This is a genomic window from Aliikangiella coralliicola (assembly GCF_007004725.1).
GTDB classification, from domain to species: Bacteria; Pseudomonadota; Gammaproteobacteria; order Enterobacterales; family Kangiellaceae; genus Aliikangiella; species Aliikangiella coralliicola.
In genome coordinates this window covers 767,901-791,665 of sequence record NZ_ML660160.1, presented here as the reverse complement: position 1 = coordinate 791,665, position 23,765 = coordinate 767,901, and the positions used below count along the sequence as shown (strand labels likewise).

General features: G+C 42.6%; 20 protein-coding genes. 1 reads left to right on the top strand and 19 read right to left on the bottom strand.

Annotation, left to right across the window (positions count from 1 at the left end):
• Nucleotides 1-33: 33 nt before the first annotated feature.
• From leuB to FLL46_RS02910, 5 genes are all read right to left on the bottom strand, one after another.
• On the bottom strand, nt 34-1,080 hold the full coding sequence (gene leuB / locus FLL46_RS02930; protein WP_142891908.1) for a 3-isopropylmalate dehydrogenase: 1,047 nt from the start codon (nt 1,078-1,080) through the stop codon (nt 34-36).
• Nucleotides 1,080-1,661 carry a 3-isopropylmalate dehydratase small subunit gene (gene leuD, locus FLL46_RS02925; protein WP_142891907.1) on the bottom strand — a complete coding sequence of 194 codons (582 nt, stop codon included), beginning with the start codon at nt 1,659-1,661 and terminating at the stop codon, nt 1,080-1,082. Before leuD ends, leuB begins: the two co-directional genes overlap by 1 nt.
• A complete protein-coding gene (gene leuC / locus FLL46_RS02920; RefSeq protein WP_142891906.1) occupies nt 1,661-3,100 on the bottom strand; it encodes a 3-isopropylmalate dehydratase large subunit in 1,440 nt (479 codons plus the stop codon). The genes leuD and leuC overlap by 1 nt, the downstream gene beginning before the upstream one ends.
• Nucleotides 3,094-4,308 (bottom strand): 2-isopropylmalate synthase, encoded by a 1,215-nt coding sequence (locus tag FLL46_RS02915; protein WP_142891905.1) that lies wholly within the window; start codon nt 4,306-4,308, stop codon nt 3,094-3,096. Before FLL46_RS02915 ends, leuC begins: the two co-directional genes overlap by 7 nt.
• A 638-nt stretch (nt 4,309-4,946) precedes the next feature.
• Nucleotides 4,947-5,882, bottom strand: coding sequence for a M23 family metallopeptidase (locus FLL46_RS02910; RefSeq protein ID WP_142891904.1), 936 nt, complete (start codon nt 5,880-5,882; stop codon nt 4,947-4,949).
• A 242-nt stretch (nt 5,883-6,124) separates the two neighbouring features.
• Here FLL46_RS02910 and FLL46_RS02905 point away from each other — a divergent pair, with 242 nt between their 5' ends.
• Nucleotides 6,125-6,430, top strand: a complete 306-nt coding sequence (locus FLL46_RS02905; RefSeq protein ID WP_142891903.1) for a DciA family protein — start codon at nt 6,125-6,127, stop codon at nt 6,428-6,430.
• 202 nt (nt 6,431-6,632) lie between these two features.
• Here the strand turns inward: FLL46_RS02905 and lpxC are convergent, their stop codons facing one another.
• The 14 genes from lpxC to ftsL form a co-directional block, all read right to left on the bottom strand.
• Complete coding sequence (gene lpxC / locus FLL46_RS02900) at nt 6,633-7,547, bottom strand: UDP-3-O-acyl-N-acetylglucosamine deacetylase (protein WP_142891902.1); 915 nt, start codon at nt 7,545-7,547, stop codon at nt 6,633-6,635.
• A 528-nt stretch (nt 7,548-8,075) separates the two neighbouring features.
• Nucleotides 8,076-9,209 (bottom strand): cell division protein FtsZ, encoded by a 1,134-nt coding sequence (gene ftsZ / locus FLL46_RS02895; RefSeq protein WP_142891956.1) that lies wholly within the window; start codon nt 9,207-9,209, stop codon nt 8,076-8,078.
• Between the two features lie 99 nt (nt 9,210-9,308).
• Nucleotides 9,309-10,541, bottom strand: a complete 1,233-nt coding sequence (gene ftsA / locus FLL46_RS02890) for a cell division protein FtsA (RefSeq protein ID WP_142891901.1) — start codon at nt 10,539-10,541, stop codon at nt 9,309-9,311.
• A gap of 51 nt (nt 10,542-10,592) precedes the next feature.
• Nucleotides 10,593-11,396, bottom strand: a complete 804-nt coding sequence (locus FLL46_RS02885; protein WP_142891900.1) for a cell division protein FtsQ/DivIB — start codon at nt 11,394-11,396, stop codon at nt 10,593-10,595.
• A gap of 40 nt (nt 11,397-11,436) precedes the next feature.
• Nucleotides 11,437-12,396 (bottom strand): D-alanine--D-alanine ligase, encoded by a 960-nt coding sequence (locus FLL46_RS02880; RefSeq protein ID WP_142891955.1) that lies wholly within the window; start codon nt 12,394-12,396, stop codon nt 11,437-11,439.
• Between the two features lie 120 nt (nt 12,397-12,516).
• The gene (gene murC / locus FLL46_RS02875) at nt 12,517-13,980 is read right to left on the bottom strand and encodes a UDP-N-acetylmuramate--L-alanine ligase (RefSeq protein WP_210418581.1); all 1,464 of its coding nucleotides are present in this window, start codon (nt 13,978-13,980) and stop codon (nt 12,517-12,519) included.
• The gene (gene murG / locus FLL46_RS02870) at nt 13,977-15,113 is read right to left on the bottom strand and encodes an undecaprenyldiphospho-muramoylpentapeptide beta-N-acetylglucosaminyltransferase (protein ID WP_246119254.1); all 1,137 of its coding nucleotides are present in this window, start codon (nt 15,111-15,113) and stop codon (nt 13,977-13,979) included. Before murG ends, murC begins: the two co-directional genes overlap by 4 nt.
• On the bottom strand, nt 15,110-16,282 hold the full coding sequence (gene ftsW, locus FLL46_RS02865; RefSeq protein ID WP_142891899.1) for a putative lipid II flippase FtsW: 1,173 nt from the start codon (nt 16,280-16,282) through the stop codon (nt 15,110-15,112). Before ftsW ends, murG begins: the two co-directional genes overlap by 4 nt.
• The gene (gene murD / locus FLL46_RS02860) at nt 16,279-17,637 is read right to left on the bottom strand and encodes a UDP-N-acetylmuramoyl-L-alanine--D-glutamate ligase (protein WP_142891898.1); all 1,359 of its coding nucleotides are present in this window, start codon (nt 17,635-17,637) and stop codon (nt 16,279-16,281) included. The genes ftsW and murD overlap by 4 nt, the downstream gene beginning before the upstream one ends.
• 8 nt (nt 17,638-17,645) lie before the next feature.
• A complete protein-coding gene (mraY, locus tag FLL46_RS02855) occupies nt 17,646-18,728 on the bottom strand; it encodes a phospho-N-acetylmuramoyl-pentapeptide-transferase (RefSeq protein WP_142891897.1) in 1,083 nt (360 codons plus the stop codon).
• Nucleotides 18,729-18,730: 2 nt separating this feature from the next.
• Nucleotides 18,731-20,119, bottom strand: a complete 1,389-nt coding sequence (locus tag FLL46_RS02850) for a UDP-N-acetylmuramoyl-tripeptide--D-alanyl-D-alanine ligase (RefSeq protein WP_142891896.1) — start codon at nt 20,117-20,119, stop codon at nt 18,731-18,733.
• Entirely contained in the window at nt 20,112-21,635 is a 1,524-nt protein-coding gene (locus FLL46_RS02845; protein ID WP_168204016.1) for a UDP-N-acetylmuramoyl-L-alanyl-D-glutamate--2,6-diaminopimelate ligase, read from the bottom strand. The genes FLL46_RS02850 and FLL46_RS02845 overlap by 8 nt, the downstream gene beginning before the upstream one ends.
• Entirely contained in the window at nt 21,628-23,364 is a 1,737-nt protein-coding gene (locus FLL46_RS02840; protein WP_142891894.1) for a peptidoglycan D,D-transpeptidase FtsI family protein, read from the bottom strand. Before FLL46_RS02840 ends, FLL46_RS02845 begins: the two co-directional genes overlap by 8 nt.
• On the bottom strand, nt 23,361-23,699 hold the full coding sequence (ftsL, locus tag FLL46_RS02835) for a cell division protein FtsL (protein ID WP_142891893.1): 339 nt from the start codon (nt 23,697-23,699) through the stop codon (nt 23,361-23,363). The genes FLL46_RS02840 and ftsL overlap by 4 nt, the downstream gene beginning before the upstream one ends.
• Nucleotides 23,700-23,765: the final 66 nt, after the last annotated feature.

Here is a 23,765-nt window from a genome sequence, read left to right as displayed (position 1 = left end):
TTTAAAATGAGAAAAGAAGAGGGTTAGATCCAATTACAAATATTCAATGACTGCTAAGGTTGCGTCTTTCGTTGTTACGCTACTGGTTGCATCAAGATCCCGGGTTAGTACATCATTGGCAATTGCCTGCTGAACCGCATTTTCGACAGCGTCAGCTTCTTTAGTAAGATTTAACCAGCGTAACATCATCGCCGCACTTAAAATTGAAGCATAGGGATTTGCAATTCCCTGACCCGCAATATCAGGGGCAGATCCGTGTATTGGCTCGAATAATCCCACCCCTTGGCCTAGTGAAGAAGACGCTAGCAGCCCCATAGAACCCGCTAAAACACTGGCTTCGTCAGACAAAATATCTCCGAACATATTTTCCGTTAAAATCACGTCAAAATGTGATGGATTTTGAATCAGCTTCATCGCACAAGAGTCAACTAACTGATGCTCTAGCGTAATTTCGGGGTAGTTTTCCGCAACATAGCGGCTAACCACATCCCGCCATAATCGAGATGTTTCAAGGACATTGGCTTTATCTACGGAGGTTAATATTTTACGTCGCTGCATTGCCATTTCACAGGCAACCTTTGTAATTCGTTCAACTTCCTGGATGGAATAGCGACACTCGTCCGTCGCGAAGTCTTCACCGCGGTTTTTTGCGCCAAAATAAATGCCCCCGGTTAACTCTCTCACAACCACAAAATCAACGTCTTTCAGTAATTCAGGTTTTAATGGAGAGGCATCCAGCAACTTGGGAAAAACCGTTAAAGGCCGAATGTTGGAAAACACACCCAATTCGCTCCTTAACTTCAACAATCCTTGTTCTGGCCTCACCTTCGCGTTAGGGTCATCCCACTTGGGGCCACCGATAGCGCCCAAAAATACCGCATCAGCACTGTTACATGCGTCAATGGTTTCTTGAGGCAACGGCTCTCCAGTTGCATCAATTGCGCAACCGCCGATTAAGTACTTCGACATTTCAAAACTTTGCTGGAATTTTTCCGCAACTGCGTTGAGGACCTCAATAACTGAATCCGTAACTTCTGGTCCAATGCCATCACCTGGTAAACAGGCAATTTTGTAACCCATTATTCATACCTCGTTTGTTGGTTTTCAAAGGTTGTAATTTTATCTTGGTGGCTAATTAAGAAATCGAGTTGATCCATCCCGTTTAAAAAGCAATAACGGGCAAATGGTTCAATTTCAAACTGGAAAACTTTTCCACCAGCTTCGATGGTTTGCGCCTCAATATCAACACTGATCTCAGTTGCATTTTGGCTTAACAAAAATTGATGAGACTCAGTATCAATCACAATTGGTAGTAAACCGTTTTTAATCGAATTGTTGCGAAAAATATCCGCAATCGACGAGCTAATGACCACTTCGATACCGAAGTCGACTAAAGCCCAGGGAGCATGTTCTCTTGACGAGCCACAACCAAAATTATCTCCGGCAATCAATATCTTGCTCTGCCTGGTTTCTTTTTTATTAAGCACAAACTCGGCGTTTTCCTGTTCATCAGCGGTGTAACGCCAGTTAGAAAAAAGATGTTTGCCAAGACCCGACTTGTTAGTAATTTTTAAATGCTCGGCAGGAATAATCTGGTCAGTATCAATATTTTCATTCTCGATTACAGCCGCGGTGCCGCTGATTTTTTTGACTGCTTTCATCAGGCAACCTCCTCATTTTTAGACGATACTGGCTTTGAAGACGCTAGCGTCATTGTATTAATTTGAGACGGGTCAACTACTTTTCCCGTGATAGCTGCGGCTGCAGCAGTTGCTGGACTTGCCAGTAATGTTCGGCCGCCTTTCCCTTGCCGCCCTTCAAAATTTCGGTTACTGGTGCTAACACAAATTTGCCCCGGTTGAATAATATCGCCATTCATGCCCAGACACATTGAGCAACCCGGCTCTCGCCATTCGGCACCGGCCTGGGTAAAAATTTCATTCAACCCTTCTTTTTCAGCTTGTTGTTTTACCAGGTGAGAACCTGGCACAATTAAGGTGCGCACATTTTTTGCGACTCGTTGATCTTTGAGGACTTCAGCAGCAGCCCGTAAATCCGTAATACGCGAATTGGTGCAACTACCGATGAATACGACATCTACCGGTTTGTTGATCATGCTTTGATTGGCTTTAAATCCCATATAATCAAGTGCATGCTCAGCCGCTCCTTCAGGTATAACTGATGTTATCGGAATCGCCATTTCAGGGTTAGTCCCAAACGTAATCATTGGTCTGATTTCTTCGGCTTGAATCACAACTAACTGATCAAACTCTGCTCCTTCATCAGTGTACAATTGTGACCAATCTTCAACGGCTTTGTCCCAAAATTCACCTTCAGGCGCATAGGGGCGATCTTTCAAATAGTCAAAAGTCACCTGGTCAGGTGCAATCATGCCTGCACGAGCCCCCGCCTCAATTGACATATTGCAAATCGTCATTCGCTCATCCATATTTAATCGGCGAATCGCTTCACCAAAATATTCGATGACGTGTCCGGTGGCTCCGCCAATGCCAATTTTTGCTATGATTGCCAGGATCAAATCTTTGGCTGAAACGCCATCACTTAACTGACCGTCAACTCTGATCCCCATCGTCTTAGGTTTTCTTTGCGGTATACATTGAGTCGTGAAGGTATAGCCAACTTCACTGGTTCCGATCCCAAATGCCAATGCGCCAAAAGCGCCATGTGTGCTGGTATGGCTGTCTCCACAAACAATCGTTTTTCCCGGCTGTGTAATACCTTGCTCAGGACCAACAACATGCACAATCCCCTGGCGATCATCACCCAACTCAAAAAGAGTAATGCCAAATTCCTCACAATTGTTTTTTAATTTGGCAACCTGTTGTTTTTCTTTGTCACCATTGAACTGATATTCTCCGTCAGCTCCGGGTTTAGTGGTTGGTGTTGAATGATCCATGGTGGCAAAAGTTCGATCCGGACGACGAACTTTTAAGCCGCGGCTTCGCAACATGTCAAACGCCTGTGGCGATGTGACTTCGTGGATTAAATGCGTGTCAATATATAAAACAGCCGGTGTATTGTCTGTTTCTGGCGCGACAATATGTGCATCCCAAACTTTTTCAAATAATGTTTTTACCATCTTTTGCTTCCTAAGTATTGTGTCGCGTCAACCGAGACGACATTATCACCTTGTGACTGATTTAAGATCGCAAATACATCAGAATCGCTAATCTGTTTTTGAGTATCACTTAATGCTTTTACTTTGTTAGACAACTCAGTAATTTCATCTTCGTTTAAGGTGATTTTATTTTTATCTAACCACAATCGAATTGCATGACGACCACTGTGTTTTCCCAACACAATTTCATTGCTTTCAAAACCAACGTCTTCAGCGCGCATGATTTCATAGGTTGCCCGATTAGCAATAACGCCATGCTGATGAATACCCGCTTCATGGGCAAATGAGTTACGACCGACAATGGCTTTGTTCGGCTGTACGTGAATTCCGGTGACCTCTTCAACCATTTTACTACTATTGACCAACTCTCTCGTATTAATATCTGTTTCAATAGCAAACTTATCGTGGCGTGTTTTTAACGCCATAACAATTTCTTCCAAAGCACAGTTACCGGAACGCTCTCCAATGCCATTAACGGTACATTCTACCTGACGAGCGCCATTCGCGACGGCAGCCAGACTATTCGCAGTGGCCAAGCCTAAATCATTGTGGCAATGGACGCTAATAACTGCTTGCTCTATATTTCTAACACGAGTTTTAAGTGCTTTAATTAGCTGTCCGAACTCAGAAGGTGTGGCATATCCAACTGTGTCTGGAATATTGACTGTTGTTGCACCAGCGTCGACTACCGCCTCAATGATGTGAACCAGAAAATCCAAATCTGTCCGCGCAGCATCTTCTGCTGAAAATTCGACATCGGTAACATAAGATCTTGCCTTTTTCACCGCAGAAACAGCTCTCAGAACAACTTGTTCGCGGGTCATTTTCAGTTTGTGCTCCATATGAATATCGCTAGTCGCAATAAAAACATGAATTCGTTTGTTCTCAGCTTCTGACAATGCTTTCGCCGCAGCTTCAATATCATTATCGACAGCTCTCGCCAAGGCACATATGGTAGGCCCTTTTACCTGCCTGGCAATTTCAGAAACAGCTTTAAAATCCCCGTCAGAAATCACGGGAAAGCCGGCTTCGATTACATTCACCCCTAGTCGTTTTAACTGATGTGCCATCTGTACCTTTTCTTCAATGGTCATGCTGGCACCGGGAGATTGCTCGCCATCTCGCAAAGTGGTATCAAATATCACAATTTGATCTGATTTGTTTTTCATCTTGTGTTTTCCTTTATGTAGAGTATGTCTTGTTAACTAAAATATGTTTTGCTCAATCATCTAAAGCTGGTCGACTTAGTAGCCATAAACAGGCATAAAAAAACCCGCGAGTTTCGCGGGTTTTCTGTTGAATTCATTGGTCACTAATTAATCAACAATAGCCCGCCCGCTCCAGCTTAAGAGCAAGAGTTCGAGCGAGAGGATTTCGCAACTAATTACGGCACGAATAATGCTGTTCATATTGCTAATCATGTTGAAAATATCAGTCAGTTTCATCAATTTAGTTTCGTAAATTTTTAAGGCCTTAAAGCCGATTCAAAAAAGTAAGTAAAAAAAAGCCCCGTAGTTTACGCTACGGGGCTCTGGCTTCTTTACATGCTACAAGCAGATCCCCGTCAACGAATGAGGGGGAGGAGTATCAAATTTAAATTAGAATTGGTCACTTGTTTATCGATATTCTGGTTGCATGATTAATATCAAGTGAATCTATGAAACTTGAGGATTCAGGTCAAGTGAATATAACTTTTCAATATAAAGCAGGGGGGATAACGTGAAATATTATCTCAAAAAAAAGCCCATAAATATGGGCTCTTCATCAATCAGTTTGTTTGAAAATTAATTCAATTATTCTTACTTATTTAGCCTTTGGCACGTCTGTTTACATAAGGCAGTGGATTAACATTTCTGCCATTTTTTAGCACTTCATAGTGAACATGTGCGCCAGTGGAACGCCCTGTATTTCCCATTTTTGAAATAGCCTGGCCTTTGCTCACGACATCGCCTTTTTTAACCAATGCCTTTTTGTTGTGGCCATAACGTGTTACCAGACCGTCGCCATGATTAATTTCAATAAGCAAACCATAGCCATATCGATCCCCAACCCAGGAAACGACGCCAGCCGCAGTGGCATGTATCGAAGCCCCCTCTTTTCCTGCGAAGTCAATCCCACCATGCCATGCAGGCTTGCCGGTAAAGGGATCATTTCTTTCCCCATAATAGGATGACATCCACCCTTTCTTGATTGGTCTGCCCGATATATATCGCTCAACTCCCATATGCTTATCCATCAAGAGTGATTCCAATACTGAAAGTTGCTGTTGTCTTGAATCGAGCTGATTATCTATTTCATTGAGGGCATCTAGTAGTTGAGGGATATCGGCTGTGTCAGAAGCCGTCGCTTTTTCAGGGCCGCCAATTGCCGGCGCATCGTCAAAATTGAATTCTTTTGCATCGAGCCCCGCAATACTCACAATTCTTTCACCAGCAGCGTCCAGTCTTCTGATATGAGCCTGCATCATGCCTAATTTTGCCGTTAGTGCGTTTAATTGTTGTTGAGACGAACGCTTAGCCATATCTAGCTCTCTCCATTGATTGGAGAGTTCGCGTTTCCAGTTATCAATGGTGACTTGTTCCACCTCAGCCATTTCAGCACGCTGGCTGGCGAAATAGTAACCACCCACTGCGGTCGCAGTTGGAAAAAGAATAAACAGGCTTAATAATGAATAAACATATCGATTCTTTAGTTTGACGCTACGCATCCCTTGAGGCGAGCGTTGTAATATTGTGATACTCATGGACAACTCTTTTAAATTAGTTAATCGATCGCTACCAGAAGTTTGTTATACTTGTCGTCACGAAGTACGCATTTTCTAGAAAAAACGCGTATTGTCAATAAATACAAACTAAATTGGTTTGCTAATTTCAACCGAGAAGCAGTTTTAACAGATAAACAGTTCTACGTAATTCAGTTATGAGCAACTGTTAAACAGCCGCTTTACTTTTTGTTTTTATTAGTTTTTTTCCTAAACTTACTACTATGAGCCGTCCTTCAACACCCAATCTGAACAAGCTAATTTCCGATCCTTCCGGTGACGTCAAGTCACTATTAGATCAGCTGGCTAAAATTCAGACGCTAAACAATACCTTACAAAGCAAACTTAATGCAACACTTTCAAAACACTGTCGTGTTGTGAATCTTCGCAAGAATACCCTGGTTATTGCCACTGATAGTGCTGCATGGGCAAACAAGATTCGCTTCCAAACCCCTGATTTACTGAGCTTTTTTAGGGAATCTGGCTACTTTGGGCTGGCTAGCATTGAGGTTATCGTCCAACCGAGATAGTTCTTTAACAAATATCTCTCTCAAGCAGACGAATATCTCAAATTTAAATGAAAAATGGGCTCTTACTCACAGTTTGACACTTTAGTCCCGACTGCTAACCACTCTTCATAGAAATTCAGGCGATATTATCATTATCATAAAAAAACCGGGACAAGCCCGGTTTATTCAATTCGCTCAATCGTCTGAAAAAGTGTTTTTTAGACTATATTGCCAACCCCGGTTTCATAATATAAGAAATCGGCGCAGCTTCTGCGTCTTCAAATGTGACTACTTCCCAAGCTTCTTGATCGGCGACGAGTGCTCTTAATAATTTATTGTTGAGAGAGTGACCCGACTTGATGCCAGTAAAGGCGCCAACAAGGCTATTGCCGAGCAAGTATAAGTCACCAATGGCATCTAGAATCTTATGTTTTACGAATTCATCGTCATAACGTAAACCATCTTCATTTAACACACGATACTCATCCAGAACGATAGCATTGTCCATACTTCCACCTTGAACCAGGTTTTTAGAGCGCAAATGCTCAATATCGTTCATAAATCCGAAAGTTCTGGCTCTACTCACTTCCTTTACGAATGAAGTGGCAGAAAAATCAATTTCTGAATGTTGCGCGCCAGCAGTAAATACAGGATGGTCAAAATCGATGCCGAAAGACACTTTAAATCCGTCAAAAGGTTCAAAAATAGCTGTTTTATCGCCTTCTGAGACTTCAACACGCTTTTTAATGCGGATAAATCGTTTAGCTTTATTCTGCTCTTCGACACCCGCAGACTGAATTAAAAATACGAAAGGACCTGCACTACCGTCCATAATTGGTACTTCTGGTGCAGAAACATCAATGTAAGCATTATCAATTCCCAAACCGGCCATGGCTGCGAGTAAATGCTCTACAGTGGAAATTCGTTCGCCATCCTTGACTAAACACGTAGAAAGCGTAGTGTCACCCACATTTTCTGGCGCCGCACAAATTTCGACAACCGGATCCAGGTCAATTCGGCGGAATACAATACCTGAATCTACCGGCGCAGGCCGCAATGTCAGGTAAACCTTTTCACCAGTGTGAAGGCCAACCCCAGTTGCTCGAATAGCAGTTTTAAGCGTACGTTGTTTAATCATAATTGAATTGTTCTCCAATCAATCTCAAGTTTTGTTCCCTAATGGACAAAATTGAACATTTTTTATACTCATCCGATGAGTCGTATAAAAATTTGCCGCATATTAGCATAATTACGCTTATATGACACGAATAACCATCTATTTGTTAATGATTATCAACAAAATTAGGCAACTGAGTTCGATTTTAGCCTAATTAATGTTATTTTTTGCAAAAAAGTTCTCTTTCCTGATATGTCGTTTCTGCACATTTCGGCCAACAATCTCAATTTGCCAACCTCGTCAATAAACACCACAATCGAAAAAGACCGAAGGGAAGTCTTTTTCGAAAGCGACAATTTTCACTGACAGCCGTGTCGTGACGCCTTTAATGCGTTAACCGCATCAATCATCCACAAAACATGCAAACCAGCATATCCAGCAACATAAACCTAATCGACCAAAAAACTGGATTATCAAACACCGTCGCAATCGACCCTGTGATTCAACCAGGATCAGCTACGTCATCGGCTAACGAGTTACCCCAAAAGGTTAGTCAGCCTGTTTTCGTAAAAACGCTGGAATATCCAGATAGTCCAAATCACTACCGACAGCCTGCTTTGGCTGGCTAGCTTGTTGTCTCAGGATAGTCGGGCGGTCCAGTTCAGGGTAATTGTTACTACCATCTGACTTTTTGGTGTTATCTACCCGCACTTCAGGCGCTTTCACGGTATGTTGACCAATACCTGTTGCAACAACTGTGACTCTGATTTCATCTTTAAGTTCAGCGTCAATAGCAGTACCGATAACAACTGTCGCATCATCTGCAGCAAAATCCTGTACAACACTACCAACCTCAGAAAACTCGTCGATACTCATGTCTTCGCCAGATGTAATATTAACCAGGATGCCTTTCGCACCAGCCAGATCGACGTCTTCCAGTAATGGGCTGGATACAGCGAGTTCAGCCGCACGACGCGCCCGATCTTCACCGCTACCAACACCGTTCCCCATCATTGAGGTACCTTTCTCTGACATGACGGTTCTAACATCAGCAAAATCCACGTTAATCAATCCAGGACAAGTCATTAACTCAGCAATACCTTGAACGGCTCCATGCAACACATCATTTGCCGCTCTGAAAGCCTCGGTCAGTTTTTTACCTTTCATGACATTCAGTACTTTATCGTTAGGCACAATAATTAATGAATCAACATGTTGACGGAGATCGTCAATACCCGATTCAGCAACCTGCATTCGCTTTTTCATCTCAAAGAAAAATGGTTTTGTGACGACAGCCACAGTTAAAACTCCCATTTCTTTAGCAACTTCAGCAATCACCGGTGCAGCACCAGTTCCTGTTCCACCACCCATACCTGCGGTGATAAAAACCATGTCAGTATCAGTTAAAATCTCAACAATACGATCACGATCTTCAATTGCAGCCTGCCGACCAATTTCAGGGTTAGCGCCAGCGCCGAGCCCTTTGGTAATTTGGCTGCCCATCTGGATAGTCGTACGGGCTGTTGATCGATTAAGTGCTTGCGCGTCAGTATTGGCACACACAAAATCAACACCATCGACATTTGCTTTCAGCATATGCTCAACAGCGTTACCGCCACCACCGCCTACACCAATTACTTTGATAACCGCATTTTCACGACAGTTATCGACTAGTTCAAACATATTAGCCATATTATTTCCCCTTCGTTTTACTAACTAATTCCAATAAAAAAATAAAATATTCAAAGTCAAAAATACAAAACACTAAATTTAAATAACTCATTAAAATCCGCTAAACCACTGCTTCATTCGTTTGAACAAGCGACCAAAACCTGACTCTTGCTCATCGTAATAATTTCGTTGTACATTTTGATGCTGTCCGTAAAGTAAAAGCCCGACGCCTGTTGCATGAATTGGATTACGAACCACATCTGCAAGTCCCTTGACACCTTGCGGCATCCCAAGCCTTACCGGCATGTGAAAGACTTCTTCTGCTAACTCAATTAAACCTTCCATTTTAGAAGAGCCACCAGTTAACACGATTCCGGCAGGAATAATTTCTTCAAATCCACTACGTCGCAATTCAGCCTGAATGAGTGTGAACAATTCTTCATAGCGAGGCTCAACAACTTCAGCCAAAGTTTGTCGCGACATTTTTCGAGAATCTCTGTCACCGACGCCCGGAACTTCAATAGTGTCTTCTAACGACGTTAGCTGGCGTAATGCGCAGGCATACTTAATTTTTATATCCTCGGCATGTTGTGTCGGAGTGCGCAATGCAACGGCAATATCGTTGGTAACCTGATCACCGGCAATTGGGATCACCGCGGTATGACGAATTGCTCCCTCGGTAAAAATCGCGATATCAGTTGTTCCGCCGCCGATGTCAACAATACAAACGCCCAGCTCTTTTTCATCATCGGTTAAAACAGAATATGATGACGCCAACTGCTCTAAAATAATGTCATCTACTTCTAGACCACAACGGCGAATACACTTCACAATGTTTTGCGCAGCACTCACTGCGCCGGTCACCATATGGACCTTAGCTTCTAATCGAACCCCCGACATACCAACAGGTTCTCTGATCCCTTCCTGATTATCGATAATGAATTCTTGCGGCAATATATGAAGAATTTTTTGATCCGCAGGAATTGCAACAGCCTTAGCCGCATCAATCACCCGTTCAACATCGCCAGCATTCACTTCGCTATCTCTGATCGCTACAATTCCGTGAGAATTTAAACTTCTCACATGACTTCCTGCAATACCCGCGAAAACCGAGTGAATCTGGCAACCGGCCATCAACTCCGCTTCTTCAACGGCCCGTTGAATTGATTGCACTGTCGATTCAATATTAACCACCACACCTTTTTTAAGGCCAGTTGAACGGTGGCTACCAATACCGATAATATCGGTTGTTCCTTCGGCGCCGATCTCGCCGACAATAGCCACGACTTTCGACGTCCCGATATCCAGCCCTACAATCAATTTTTTTTCTGTTGTTTTTGACATAACACTTTGGCTCTCTTTCCTTTAGAAAAGGATTAACCTTTTAGTTGAGACTTAAGTCTCTGTTTTCCACTCAATAGCGAGGCCATTGAGGTACCTCAAATCAATTTTCTTTATTTTTTGTTTATCTTTTATTTCGCCATAAACTTGTAACAACCTGGCAACTCTTTCTTCTCTCTCCTTTCGTCCTAAATTAATTTGCAGTCCATTGGTAAAGCTTAACTGCCAGTTTTTTAATTGATCAACTTGAAGCAAATCAGTCTCTAGATTTAACAATTCAAATTGTCGTTTAACTTGTTTATATTCTCGCCATACGGCCATGTAAAATTTTTCATCGTTAGCTTTCTCAGCCTGCTCCTCATCCTTATGTTGCAAACTAATTTGAGGTAATTCCACTGACCAGGAACTGCGGGTATCATTCTTGATCATGCCACCTTGTTGAGTAAGAACCTGATTATCGAACATTGCGACAGGTTGATGCTCTTCTACAGTAAAAATTAATTTGTCCGGCCAGACTTTTCTAACCTCGATATTTTTTATCCAATCTAACCTTTTCGCCTGTCGCTGAATTTCACTTAAGTCAATCGCTAACATCCCCTGCACCGGCTGCTGCCTGACAAATTCAATCAAGGCATTTTTCTGAAAATACCTAGGCTCGTTTTCTAACACCACTTCTCTAACCGGCCAAACTCCCTCATAAACACCAACAATTTTGTTACCCAGAAAAACAATACAAACAACAGATGCGGCAGCGAAAAGAATGCGGCCAACAGACTTAGCCTTTTGCACTCCATCAAAATTAAATCGAAATTGTTTTATTTTCGATTTATTCTTTATCGCCATCTTTTTCTTTGTCAAAACGTTATCCTGTTATTTAACAATTACGGCCTAAATTTTGTTACTGTCCCGGCGAAAAACTAGTGTCCAAAATATGAAACACTAATTTTTCAAAGCTAATACCGACAGCATTAGCAGCTTTAGGAACAAGAGAACTTTCAGTCATTCCTGGAACTGTATTTGCCTCAAGAATCAAAAACGGTCCACTTTCACCCTCTCTGATAAAATCAACTCTTCCCCAGCCGGTACATCCAAGCGACTCAAAAGCTCTCAAAGCTAGCGACTGCACTTCCGACTCGTCTATGTCATTCAATCCACTCGGGCAAAAATATTCTGTTGTCGTCGACTCATACTTTGCTTCGTAGTCGTAAAACTCTCGAGGCGTTTGCATACTAATGCTAGGTAAAGCCTTTCCTTTCAATACTGTCACTGTGTACTCTTTGCCACTGATATAACTTTCAACCAGGGCATGCACATCATATTGATGGGCGAGTTTCACCGCACTTATCAGTTCTTGTGGCGTTTTAACTTTCGACATACCAACACTAGAACCTTCTTTTACTGGCTTGACAAAAAGAACTGAACCTAATTTAGCAAATAACCTTCTCGCGTCGACCTCACTAAACGACTCTCCATGTTTAACCGTTGAAAAACGAGCGGTCGGAATTTCTAACTGTTGCCAAATTTGTTTGCTTAACAATTTATTCATCGAGATCGCCGCACTGCCTACATCAGAACCAGTAAACGGAATATTCAATGTTTTAAGAAAACCTTGCACCACGCCGTCTTCTCCATCACGGCCGTGTAGAGCGATAAAAACACGCGTAATATTTTGCGATTTAAGTTGTTCATATAACCCGTCGACCGGGTCTATTTTTACAGCGTCGACTCCGGCGCTGATTAATGCGGCATAAATTGCCTCACCAGATTGCAGCGACACTTCTCTTTCTGCCGAATGACCTCCAAGGAGTACAGCGACACGTCCATATTCCTGAGGAGTTCTAGTTAAACTTAATCCAATACCCACTATTTCTGTCCTATTACCTTTAACAATTTCATTAATGCTTTAACTTTCATTTTGGTTCGCTACTGATTTCTCAACCAATCTAGCTAACCGTTTCATTTCACTTGTCTACCTAAATTAATTGGTTAACTCATCGACAAAAGACATTTTTTCTGTCGCCCAATCTTTAGAAATAGCTCCCACATTACCGGCCCCCTGAGTGACGACCAAATCGCCATCTTTAACGACTGCAGCTACCGTTGACTTCAGATCGTTTGGATCTTCGACAAAAATAGGATCCGTTTGGCCTCTTTGCCGAATTGAGCGACACAAAGAACGGCTGTCAGCCCCAGCAATAGGTGCTTCCCCAGCCGCATAAACATCAAGTAGTATAAGCACGTCAACTTTCGATAAAACAGCAGCGAAATCTTCAAATAAATCTCTAGTTCTGGTATATCTGTGCGGCTGAAAAACCATCACTAATCTTTTATTTTTCCAACCATCTCTAACGGCACTGACCGTTGCCGCAACTTCCGTTGGGTGATGTCCATAATCATCAACCAATTCAAGCGTTCCCTTCTTAGTTTCAAACTGACCGCAAAATTGAAAGCGTCGTCCGATGCCTGCAAAGTTTTTTAAAGATTCAACCAAAGCCGGCGCTCTTACGCCGTCTTCGTTAGCCACGGCAAGTGCCGCCAACGAATTGAGCACATTGTGTTTACCAGGCATATTTAACTTAACTTCTAGTAATCCAGGCTTGCCCTTCCGCTTAATTTTATAGTGACTCACACCACCTTGCTGTTGAAACTCGACCGCCTGATAATCTGCGCCTTCAGAAAAACCATAAGTAACGTAAGGGCGCATTAATGAGCCAATTATTTGTTGCACGCCTTCATCATCAATACATAAAACAGCCAATCCGTAGAATGGCATGTTATGAAGAAATTCAACAAAAGTTTGTTTCACTTTTTCAAAATCGCCGCCATAGGTGTCCATATGATCCATATCGATATTAGTGACGATTGAAATCATCGGTTGCAAATGAAGAAACGACGCATCACTTTCATCCGCTTCCGCAATAAAATACCGGCTTTTACCCAGTCGAGCGTTGGCGCCCAAACGATTTAACAAGCCGCCGATAACAAATGTAGGATCTAGGCCGGCATCGGCATACATGGTTGCCAACAAACTAGTTGTCGTCGTTTTTCCATGGGTTCCGGCGACCGCAACACCGTGTCTAAAGCGCATTAATTCGGCTAGCATTTCAGCACGAGGTACAATTGGAATTCGTCTGTCACGGGCAGCTTGCAACTCCAGGTTAGACTCTGGAATCGCCGTACTAATAACCACTACATCAGCCCCTAAAACATTATTGGCAGTATGTTTATGGAAAATTTCAGCACCTAGTGACTCTAATCGTCGGGTCACCTGATTATCAGCCGGATCAGAGCCTGTCACAGAATATCCCTGATTGATGAGTACTTCTGCAATGCCGCACATACCAGCCCCACCGATACCGATGAAATGAATACTGCGGATCCGTCGCATTTCAGGAATATCCATTACCATATTACTAGGAACTGTTTTATCAAAAATATTCATGCCGCTTTTTTCCCGATTGGTTTGCGCCCGAATTGATCGCAGTAATCTGCAACTTTCTCTGCGGCCGTTAGTAACGCACAGCTTTTCGCTTTTTCCGCCATCTGGTTGATCGTTTGTGGCGAGTTAATCAAACTTTCAACTTCTTCACGAAAACTGTCTTGCTTAATATCTTTCTCACTCACACAAATCGCCGCCTGTTGGCTCACCAGCCATTTTGCATTCGCCGTTTGATGATCATCAACAGCATATGGAAAAGGAATAAAAATCGCACACTTACCTACTGCTGCAACCTCTGAAACAGTCGACGCTCCAGCACGACAGATAACCACATCACACCATTTAAATGCTTCAGCCATGTCATCGATAAACTCTACTACTTCAGTATTGTCCGAAGCTTTCAGCCCTAATGCCGAATAAACATTTTGAGTTTCATCCAAACGATTTTTTCCAACCTGATGTTTCAATTTAATTTTCTTTTCATCTAATAAATTTTTTAGCACTTTTGGCAAATGCTGGTTAAACGCTAATGCGCCTCTGCTGCCACCAATAATTAAAACCTTTACGATATCGTCAGCTTTTACCTGGCTGACTAATTCGCTATTCAGCGCAACAATTTCACTACGCAATGGGTTACCAACAGTTTCTACATCAACGCCACTTTCAAATGCGCCAGGAAAAGCCTGAAACAATTGATGGGCAATTTTCGACAAGGCTTTGTTAGTTAACCCTGCGATAGCATTCTGCTCATGTAATACCAGCGGCTTTCTGGTTAACCAGGCAGCCAAACCACCGGGCCCAGAAGCGAAACCACCAAAGCCAATGACCACTGCAGGCTGTTTACTTCGCAACACTTTTGCTGCTTCAATAATCGCTTTTGTCAAACTAAAAGGCGCTTTTAACCAACCAAGAATACCGTTACCTCTCAACCCCGAAATACTAATCAAATTTAAGTCGATACCTCGGTCATTAACCAATCTTTCTTCCATTCCGCCTTTTGAGCCCAACCAGCTAACATGCCAACCTCTATCAGCTAACGTTTTTGCCACTGCGAGACCTGGGAAAATATGCCCGCCGGTGCCACCTGCCATTATCAAAGCTGTCGCATTTTCCTTTAAGTTAATTTCGCCGCTCACTTAGCTTCACCTTCAGCCGTTTCACTCATTTCAGCTGTTAAACATCCTTGCTCAACCAACTTACTTTCGTAATCAATTCTTAATAATATCGCCACCGCAACAGAACAAATAATCAAACTATTTCCTCCGTAACTGACAAAGGGTAAAGTCAGTCCTTTGGTGGGCAGGGCTCCACTGGTAACCCCCATATTAATCAGCGCCTGAAATGTCAACCAAAAGCCAATACCATAGGCTAAATACCCTGCATAAGGTCGCTGCTGTAATAACGCCTGTCGGCCGATCTTCATTGCGCGATAAAAGAACACAAAAAATAAAGACAACACGAGTACAACACCTATCAGTCCCAGCTCTTCAGCAAGCACCGCAAAAATAAAATCTGTGTGGGCCTCCGGCAAATAAGAAAGTTTTTGCAAACTGTTGCCTAATCCTTGCCCAAAAATACTACCCCGCCCAAATGCAATTAATGACTGAGTCAATTGATAACCACTACCAAAGGGATCCGCCCAGGGATCTAAAAATGTCATTAACCTTTCCAACCGGTAGGGCTGACTCACAGCAATCAAACCAAGTATGACACCGACCGCCGCAGACAAGCCGATAAACTGCCACAACCTCGCGCCGCCTAAAAATAACATTGCCAGTGATGTCGCTAAAATAACAACAGAAGCGCCGAAATCTGGTTCTAGTAACAACAGTCCGGTGATCAAGGCCAACACCATCAACGGCTTGGCAAATCCTTTAATTTGTGTTTGTAATTCATCAGTTCGCCTCACCAGATAACCCGCAAGATAAACCACCACGATCAGTTTAATTGCTTCAGAAACCTGGAAAGTTAACGGACCTAAAGCTATCCAACGCTTACTACCATTCACCGTTCTTCCTGCAAACAAAACCAACACCAATAAACAAAGACCGAGTACTAATAAATATGGCCCGTATTGTTGCCAGCGAATAACCGGTTGCGTTAGTACAATGGCAACGCCAACCGCTGCGATTAACATATAAATTAAATGTCGAATAACGAAATAATTAGTTTTCCCATTAATGCTGTTTTCGGCATAGTAAAGTGAACTAGACGTGACCATAATCAAACCTAACGCAACCAATAGCATGACCGAGATCACTAGTGTTCTGTCGTACCAGGTATTTTGAAGTGTCGCCTGACTCATTGTAAGGCCTCCACTTCCTGGCAAAAAATCTGTCCCCGCACTTCAAAGTTAGGATACATATCCAAACTTGCACATGCCGGCGAAAGTAGCACTAATGGCTTTTTATCCGAATCGCGATTAGCATCAACAAATGTCTTTGCTTTTACTACTGCTTGTTTCATATCAGTCGCGAAATATTTTTTATCTTTGGGTGCTAACTGCGCAAACAAAGCCGCATCTTTTCCGATTAAAACCAGACAAGAAATTTTGTTTTCGAACGCGGGCTTGAGTGGCGATAAGTCTCCCCCTTTCGCATCACCGCCAGCAATAAGCACGACTGGGCCATGATGGTTAAAATCAACGCCATCAAGCGCTGCTTCAGTCGCGCCGACATTGGTTGCCTTCGAATCATTTACCCAGTCAATATCTGCCTTTCGCGAAATCAGCTGGAAGCGATGCGCTAAACCTTCATATTGTCGCAAAGCTTCCAGAACCTGTTGTGTTATGTCTACTTTCAACTCTGATAAAATACCTAGCGAAGCTAATACGTTACTCCAGTTATGGCTTCCGGTTATCGCTAACTGTTCAGTAGTGAGCAAAGTTTTTCCATTACAAACAAATTGCTTGTCGTTAGAACTTTGTTCAAGGAAAAAGTCAGCTTTTTCATTGGTCAAACTGTAACGACTAGATGCCCCATCAAAGTAATCAGTTATAGCTGAATCATCCAGATTAACTAACGAACTCAATGCCCCCCGATAAATCGACAATTTCGACTGACGATAGTGTTCAAAAGAGCGATAACGATCCATATGATCTTCAGTAATATTCAATACAACAGCAACATCAGCTTGCAGCGAATAAGTGGTATCTAATTGAAAACTGGACAACTCTAGAACATATACTTCTGCATCATCTCCGGGTAAATAATCTAAAACGGGCACACCAAAGTTTCCGCCGATTTTCGCATTGACTCCCGCCGCGCATAATAGCCGATGAGTTAAGTCAGTAACGGTGCTTTTACCATTTGAACCAGTGATTGCTACAATTTTTTTGCTGGTGCTTCTAACAAATATTTCAATATCACCAACAACTTCAACCCCGGCATTTTTTGCCGCAACTATTTCAGGTAGCTCTGGCGTAACACCAGGACTTAAAATGATCATGGAAGCCTGCTGCAGTCGCTGCTCGGGAATCTCTCCGAAATAGGTTTGCTGACAATTACTGAGTGCTTCAACTTCTGTCTTTCCTGGCGGTTCATTCCTCGAATCAACGACAAAAAATTCTTGTTCGGTTCTTTGTAAGTAACGCGCGGCCGAAATTCCAGTCTTTCCAAGACCGAAAATACAAACCAGCTTATTTTCGACGTTACTCAACATTTATTTTCCTATCGAATTTTCAGCGTGGCCAGACCGACCAAAACTAAAACAACTGAAATAATCCAGAACCTGACAATGACACGAGGTTCAGGCCATCCTTTCAATTCATAATGATGATGAAGCGGTGCCATATTAAAAATTCGTCTTCCGGTTAACTTAAATGAGGCAACTTGCAAAATAACGGACACTGTTTCCATCACAAACACGCCCCCCATGATAAAGAGCACCAACTCTTGTCGGACAATAACAGCCACAGTACCTAAAGCTGCGCCTAATCCTAATGAACCAACATCGCCCATAAACACTTGAGCGGGATAAGTGTTAAACCATAAAAAGCCAAGCCCTGCTCCGGCCAGGGCACCGCAAAAAATAATTAATTCTCCGGTTCCGGGAATATAGGGAATGGCAAGATAATTTGAGAAATTAACATTTCCAGTTACATACGCAAATATCCCCAACGCGCCCGCGACTAATACCGTCGGCAAAATCGCCAGACCATCTAAGCCATCGGTTAAATTCACTGCGTTACTCGTACCAACGATGACAAAATAAGTCATCACGATATAAAATATTCCCAGATTAATAGCCACATTTTTGAAAAATGGGATGATCAAAATTGTTTCGGCGTCGACTTGCGCGCTCCAATACAGATAAACTGCTGCAACGGTTCCAACAACCGATTGCCAGAAGTATTTCCAACGAGAAGCTAAACCTTTAGGGTCTTTGTAAATTAACTTTCGATAATCATCAACCCAACCCACAGCGCCAAAACCGAGCGTTGTTAACAACACGACCCACACATAACGATTATCCAGGTTAGACCAAAGCAAAGTGGAGACAGCTATTGCAATTAAAATTAATGCTCCGCCCATTGTTGGCGTCCCGGCTTTGCTTAAGTGGCTTTCTGGTCCATCGTCGCGTACGGTTTGTCCAATTTGCTTTCCAGCGAGCTTTCGGATCATGAAGGGTCCCAATAGCAATGCAATAACCAACGCCGTTAATACACCTAAAATTGCCCGTAAAGTCAGGTAACCAAAAACGTTAAAACCGGAATAATATTGTTGTAAATATTCGGTTAGCCAAAGTAACATGATTATTCTTCCCCCATATTGAAAGCAGCGCCCTTACTCTGTTGTTCAGAATCTTCCATTAAGGCCAGCACCACTTTTTCCATATGTGAGCTACGCGATCCTTTTACCAGTATCGTCGTATTCGCTTTCGCTTCTTGTTTTAATTGTTTTATGAGTTGTTGTTGATTCGAATAATGCTTTCCTTCTCCCCCATAAACGGATTGAGAAAACTGAGTTAAAACGCCACAGCTGTACATAGCATCAATACCAGCTAATTTGGCAAATTCGCCGACTTCTTCGTGACATTGTCTGCCAAATTCACCAAGTTCGGCCATATCACCAATCACTAAAATATTTCTGCCTTTATATCCGGCTAACAATTGAATAGCCGCTCGCATAGAATCAAGATTTGCATTGTAGGTATCATCGATCAAACGACAACCATTAGCTAACAGCTCAGTCATTAACCTTCCAGTTACTACCGGCGATCGAGACAACCCTTTACAAATATCTTCTAAGGATATATTTAACGCCAGGCAGCAAGCCGCAGCAGCCAATGCATTATGAACATTATGCACGCCAGCCAGGGGCAACGAAATTTTTTGCGATTGGTTTAAATACTCTAATTCAAACTGCGGGCATTGGTTTTCATCTAACTGGATGTCAGTCGCAATAACATCACCATTTCCTTTGGCCGAAAAAGTTAACACCGATGAAGTAATATGTTTTTTCCAGAACGGCGCAAATTCATCATCATTGTTAACGATTGCTGTTCCGTCATTTTTTAACTCTGAATATATTTCACCCTTCGCTCGCGCTACTCCTTGTAAATCACCAAACCCCTGCAAATGGGCAGCGGCAACATTATTAATCAAGGCCACATCAGGTTGCGTAATCGCAGCGGTATAAGCAATTTCTCCGGCATGATTTGCACCTAGCTCTATCACACCAAATTGATGTTCTTCGTTCATTTCAAGTAGCGTCAACGGCGCACCGATATCATTGTTAAAATTACCTTTGGTCGCAAAGGTCGTTCCAACATTTTGTAATATCGACGCAATCATTTCTTTCACCGTTGTCTTACCACTACTGCCGGTGATTGCAACAAACCTGGCATTGAGTCGTTTTCGATTAAATCTGGCTAAATCCCCTAACGCTAGCTTGCTATTACTCACAACAAGCTGAGGGATATCTAAGCTACTTTCATTTTCAACAATAATGCCGGCCGCACCTTGCTCAACAACTTGTGGTAAAAAATTATGTGCGTCAAAGTGAGGTCCTCTCAATGCAACGAACAAACCATTTTCACATTGTTGGCGGCTATCGGTATAAACCTGACTAACTTGCGCATCTCCGCCGATTAATCGCGCGTTAAGAAAGGGTTGGAGCTGCGATAAAAGCGTTTTAATCATCACTTAACTCCTTAATGTGTTTTTCCGCAATTTCCAAATCACTTAAATGTAATTTTTCATTGCCAATTATCTGATAATCTTCATGGCCTTTGCCGGCAATTAAAACAGCATCACCAGGGTTAGCTTTTTTCAATGCCGTCGCGATTGCTTCTTCTCGACTTTCGATATAGGTTACTTTATTAATTTTTCTAAACCCTGAATAAATATCTTCTTTTATTTTCTCAGCCGGTTCGGTCCGTGGATTATCAGTTGTAACAATGACACGATTGGAAAATTTTTCCGCGACACGAGCCATTAACGGCCTTTTACCTTGATCTCGGTCTCCGCCGCAGCCAAAAATGCACCAGATCATTCCGACACAGTGCTCACGAATGGCCATTAATGATTTTTCCAACGCATCCGGTGTATGTGCATAATCGACGATAGCCAAAGGCGTATGCTTATTACCTATTTTTTGCATTCTTCCCGGTGCTGAACGTACATTTTTTAACGCCAACAAAACTGGGTTAACGTCTTTTAAGATACTCCCTAGTGCGGCAATGACTAATAGCAAATTGGTTAGATTAAACTGGCCAATAAGTGGAGAATCTAATTTTCCACTTCCCCAGGGTGTATATATTTTTGCGTGTAATCCCTCAAGCGATAGCACCACATCTTCTGCCCAAATCCATCGGTTCAAATTTGAGCCCGATGTTGGTAACTTGGTTGTTACCAACCATTTAGTTGCACTGATTTCATCATCCTTTGCCAGTTTGCGCCCAAATCGGTCATCCATATTAATCACGGCGTTTTTCAAATTATCTGGCAGAAAAAGTTTACGCTTAGCTTCACCGTAATTTTCCATAGAACCATGGTAATCAAGGTGATCCCTGGTAAGGTTGGTGAAGACAGCAGAGTTTAATTTCACCGCTGCAGCGCGATCCTGATCGATTCCATGGGAAGAAATTTCCATCGATACAAATTGCGCTCCCGCTCCCACTGCTTGCGCCAAAACTCGTTGCATCGTAATTGCATCGGCTGTGGTATTTTCACAAGACTCAAGATTACTGCTTTGTCCAACTCCCAAAGTCCCTAACAAATAACATTCAAAATGCAACCGTTGCAGTGTTTTCGCAATGAGATAACTACAACTGGTTTTTCCATTTGTTCCAGTTACACCAATCGCCTTCAAAGAATGAGAAGGATGTTGATAGTAATTGGAAGCCAGCAAACTGACCTGTTGACGTAAGTTTTTAACCCAGATAATACGATTATCTTCACCGTATTTTTCTCGATATTCATCACTCTCATCAGCTTCAGCAATAATGAGAGCTGCGCCATTATTCAAAGCACTCTCGATGAACTTTCTACCATCAGTTTGATAACCGGCAATTGCCACAAAAGTATCGCCGCTTTTAATCTGACGACTATCTAAAGTAAGTGGACCAACCGATAATGACATTCGGTCGGCCACTTCCTGCTCACTGGAAATATTCGTTAATAATTCAGCCAGCGTAATCGATGTGAAACTATCCATTGTTATCACCTTTTCGCTTGGTTGTGGCGGCAATTCCATTAAACTGATCTGGTTTTACATTGAGTAGGCGTAAAGTCTCCGAAGCTACTTTTGCAAATACGGGAGCAGCAACTTGCCCGCCGTAGTATTCTTCGCTTTTAGGTTCGTCTACAAAAATAACCATAGCAATTTTGGGATCAGTCACTGGCGCAATGCCTGCAAAAAACACGGTGTATTCATCACCATATCCGCCTCTTGTTGCCTTACGCGCAGTTCCCGTTTTACCGGCAATTCGAAAACCATCTACTTTCGCTTTTTGGCCGGTTCCACCTTCGCCAACCACAGTTTCCATCATTGCGATTACTTGCTGACTGACTCGCTTAGACAAAACTTGCTCTCCCTGAGAAACTTTGTCTAACTTCAACAAGGACAACGGCCGTTTAATGCCATGTGCCCCCAAAACAGCATACGCCTGTGCTAGCTGAACCGGCGTCACACTAAATCCATAACCATAAGAAACTGTAGCCTTTTCAATATCACTCCAGTTATCTCGAATATGAAATCGACCCGCGCTCTCACCAGGAAATCCACTTGCGGTATTTCCGCCAAAACCAACCTGGTAAAAAGCGTGCAAAAACTCATCATCACTCATCATATGGGCAAGCTTAGTCACACCGACATTGCTCGACTTTTGTAACACGCCGCTCACATCCAATACGCCGTGATTTTTGCCGTCTTTCACCCAATGTCCGTTAATTTTTATTCTTCCCGGTTTCGTATTAATTTTGCTATATGGTTTAACGACACCCGCTTCTAATGCACTGGCAACGGTAAAAGGCTTTGCCGTTGATCCCGGTTCAAAACTATCAACAAAAGCAGAGTTCCGGGTAAATTCGGGTAAGCGAGAATCGAACCGATTTGGGTTGTAAGAAGGTTGACTTAATAACGCCAACACTTCTCCGGTATCAACATCAAGCATTACCAGGGAACCTGATTTAGCACGATGTTTCAAAACCGCAGTCTTTAGTGCTTTATAAGCTAATGCCTGAATTCGATTATCAATACTCAATTTCAGATCTTGCCCTTTCTCTGCCTTTTCAATAATTTCTTTCTGTTCAATTACCCGGCGTTGCAAATCCAGTCGAACTTTTTCTTTACCGTTTTTACCAATAAGCACATCGTCATAAGCTTTTTCCAGACCTTCTCGTCCTCTGTCATCAACGTCTGTAAACCCTACCAGGTGAGCGGTGATTTCCGCTGATGGATAGTAACGTCGAAATTCATCTCGTAAATAAACCCCCGGCAAATCGAGAGTCTTTACAATGCTGGCTCGCTTTGGATCAAGATGCCGTGCAATCCAGGCAAACTGCCGCCCCTTTCTCTTCACAATCCACTTTTTAAATGCCAACGGCGGTTTTTTAGCAATAACGGCTAATTTATTCCAATCATCTTCAACCAGTGTTGGCGACTTCTTCATCACTTCAGTCACATCCATCCAAACAGATTTCACTGGAATACTGACGGCCAACTCAACGCCATTGCGATCCAGGATAACCCCTCGATGGGTAATAATATTTTTATCGCGAACACTACGTGAATCAGCTTTTCCAATCAGTATTTCAGCTTCATCAACTTGTAAGTATGCAGCACGAGCCAATAACGCTAAAAAACCACAGGACAAAACTGCGACCAGTACATAAAACCGGCCGCTAGCTAATGGAACTGTGTTAGGTTTTCTCGCCTGACTCATAGCGATATCACCTTTTCATTTTTAGTTGTCACTTCAACCATTCCCAATTGTTTTTTTGCCTGGCTAGAAATGCGATCAGGCTCAGACAAGGTCGTTAACTCTAATCTTAGTGACTCCCAATTCACTTGTTCGGTTCGGTGCTGTTGTCGTAACTCCTGCCATTCAGCGGTTAATCGTCTCGCGCTATGGCTAGTATGTGCAATCATCATTGACGAACTAACAAATAACAAAGCAAGTGCGGTCACCACCCAGTGGCGCACAAAAATATCCGACAACAGCACAACTAACAGTGCTGGTGCTTTTTTGGTTACTTTTTTTTGCTTTTTCTTTGCCATTTCTCGTTAAAGTTAAGTAATTTTTCCGTGTTTAAACTTTTTATCTATTGCCGTCTTGTTTTTTCA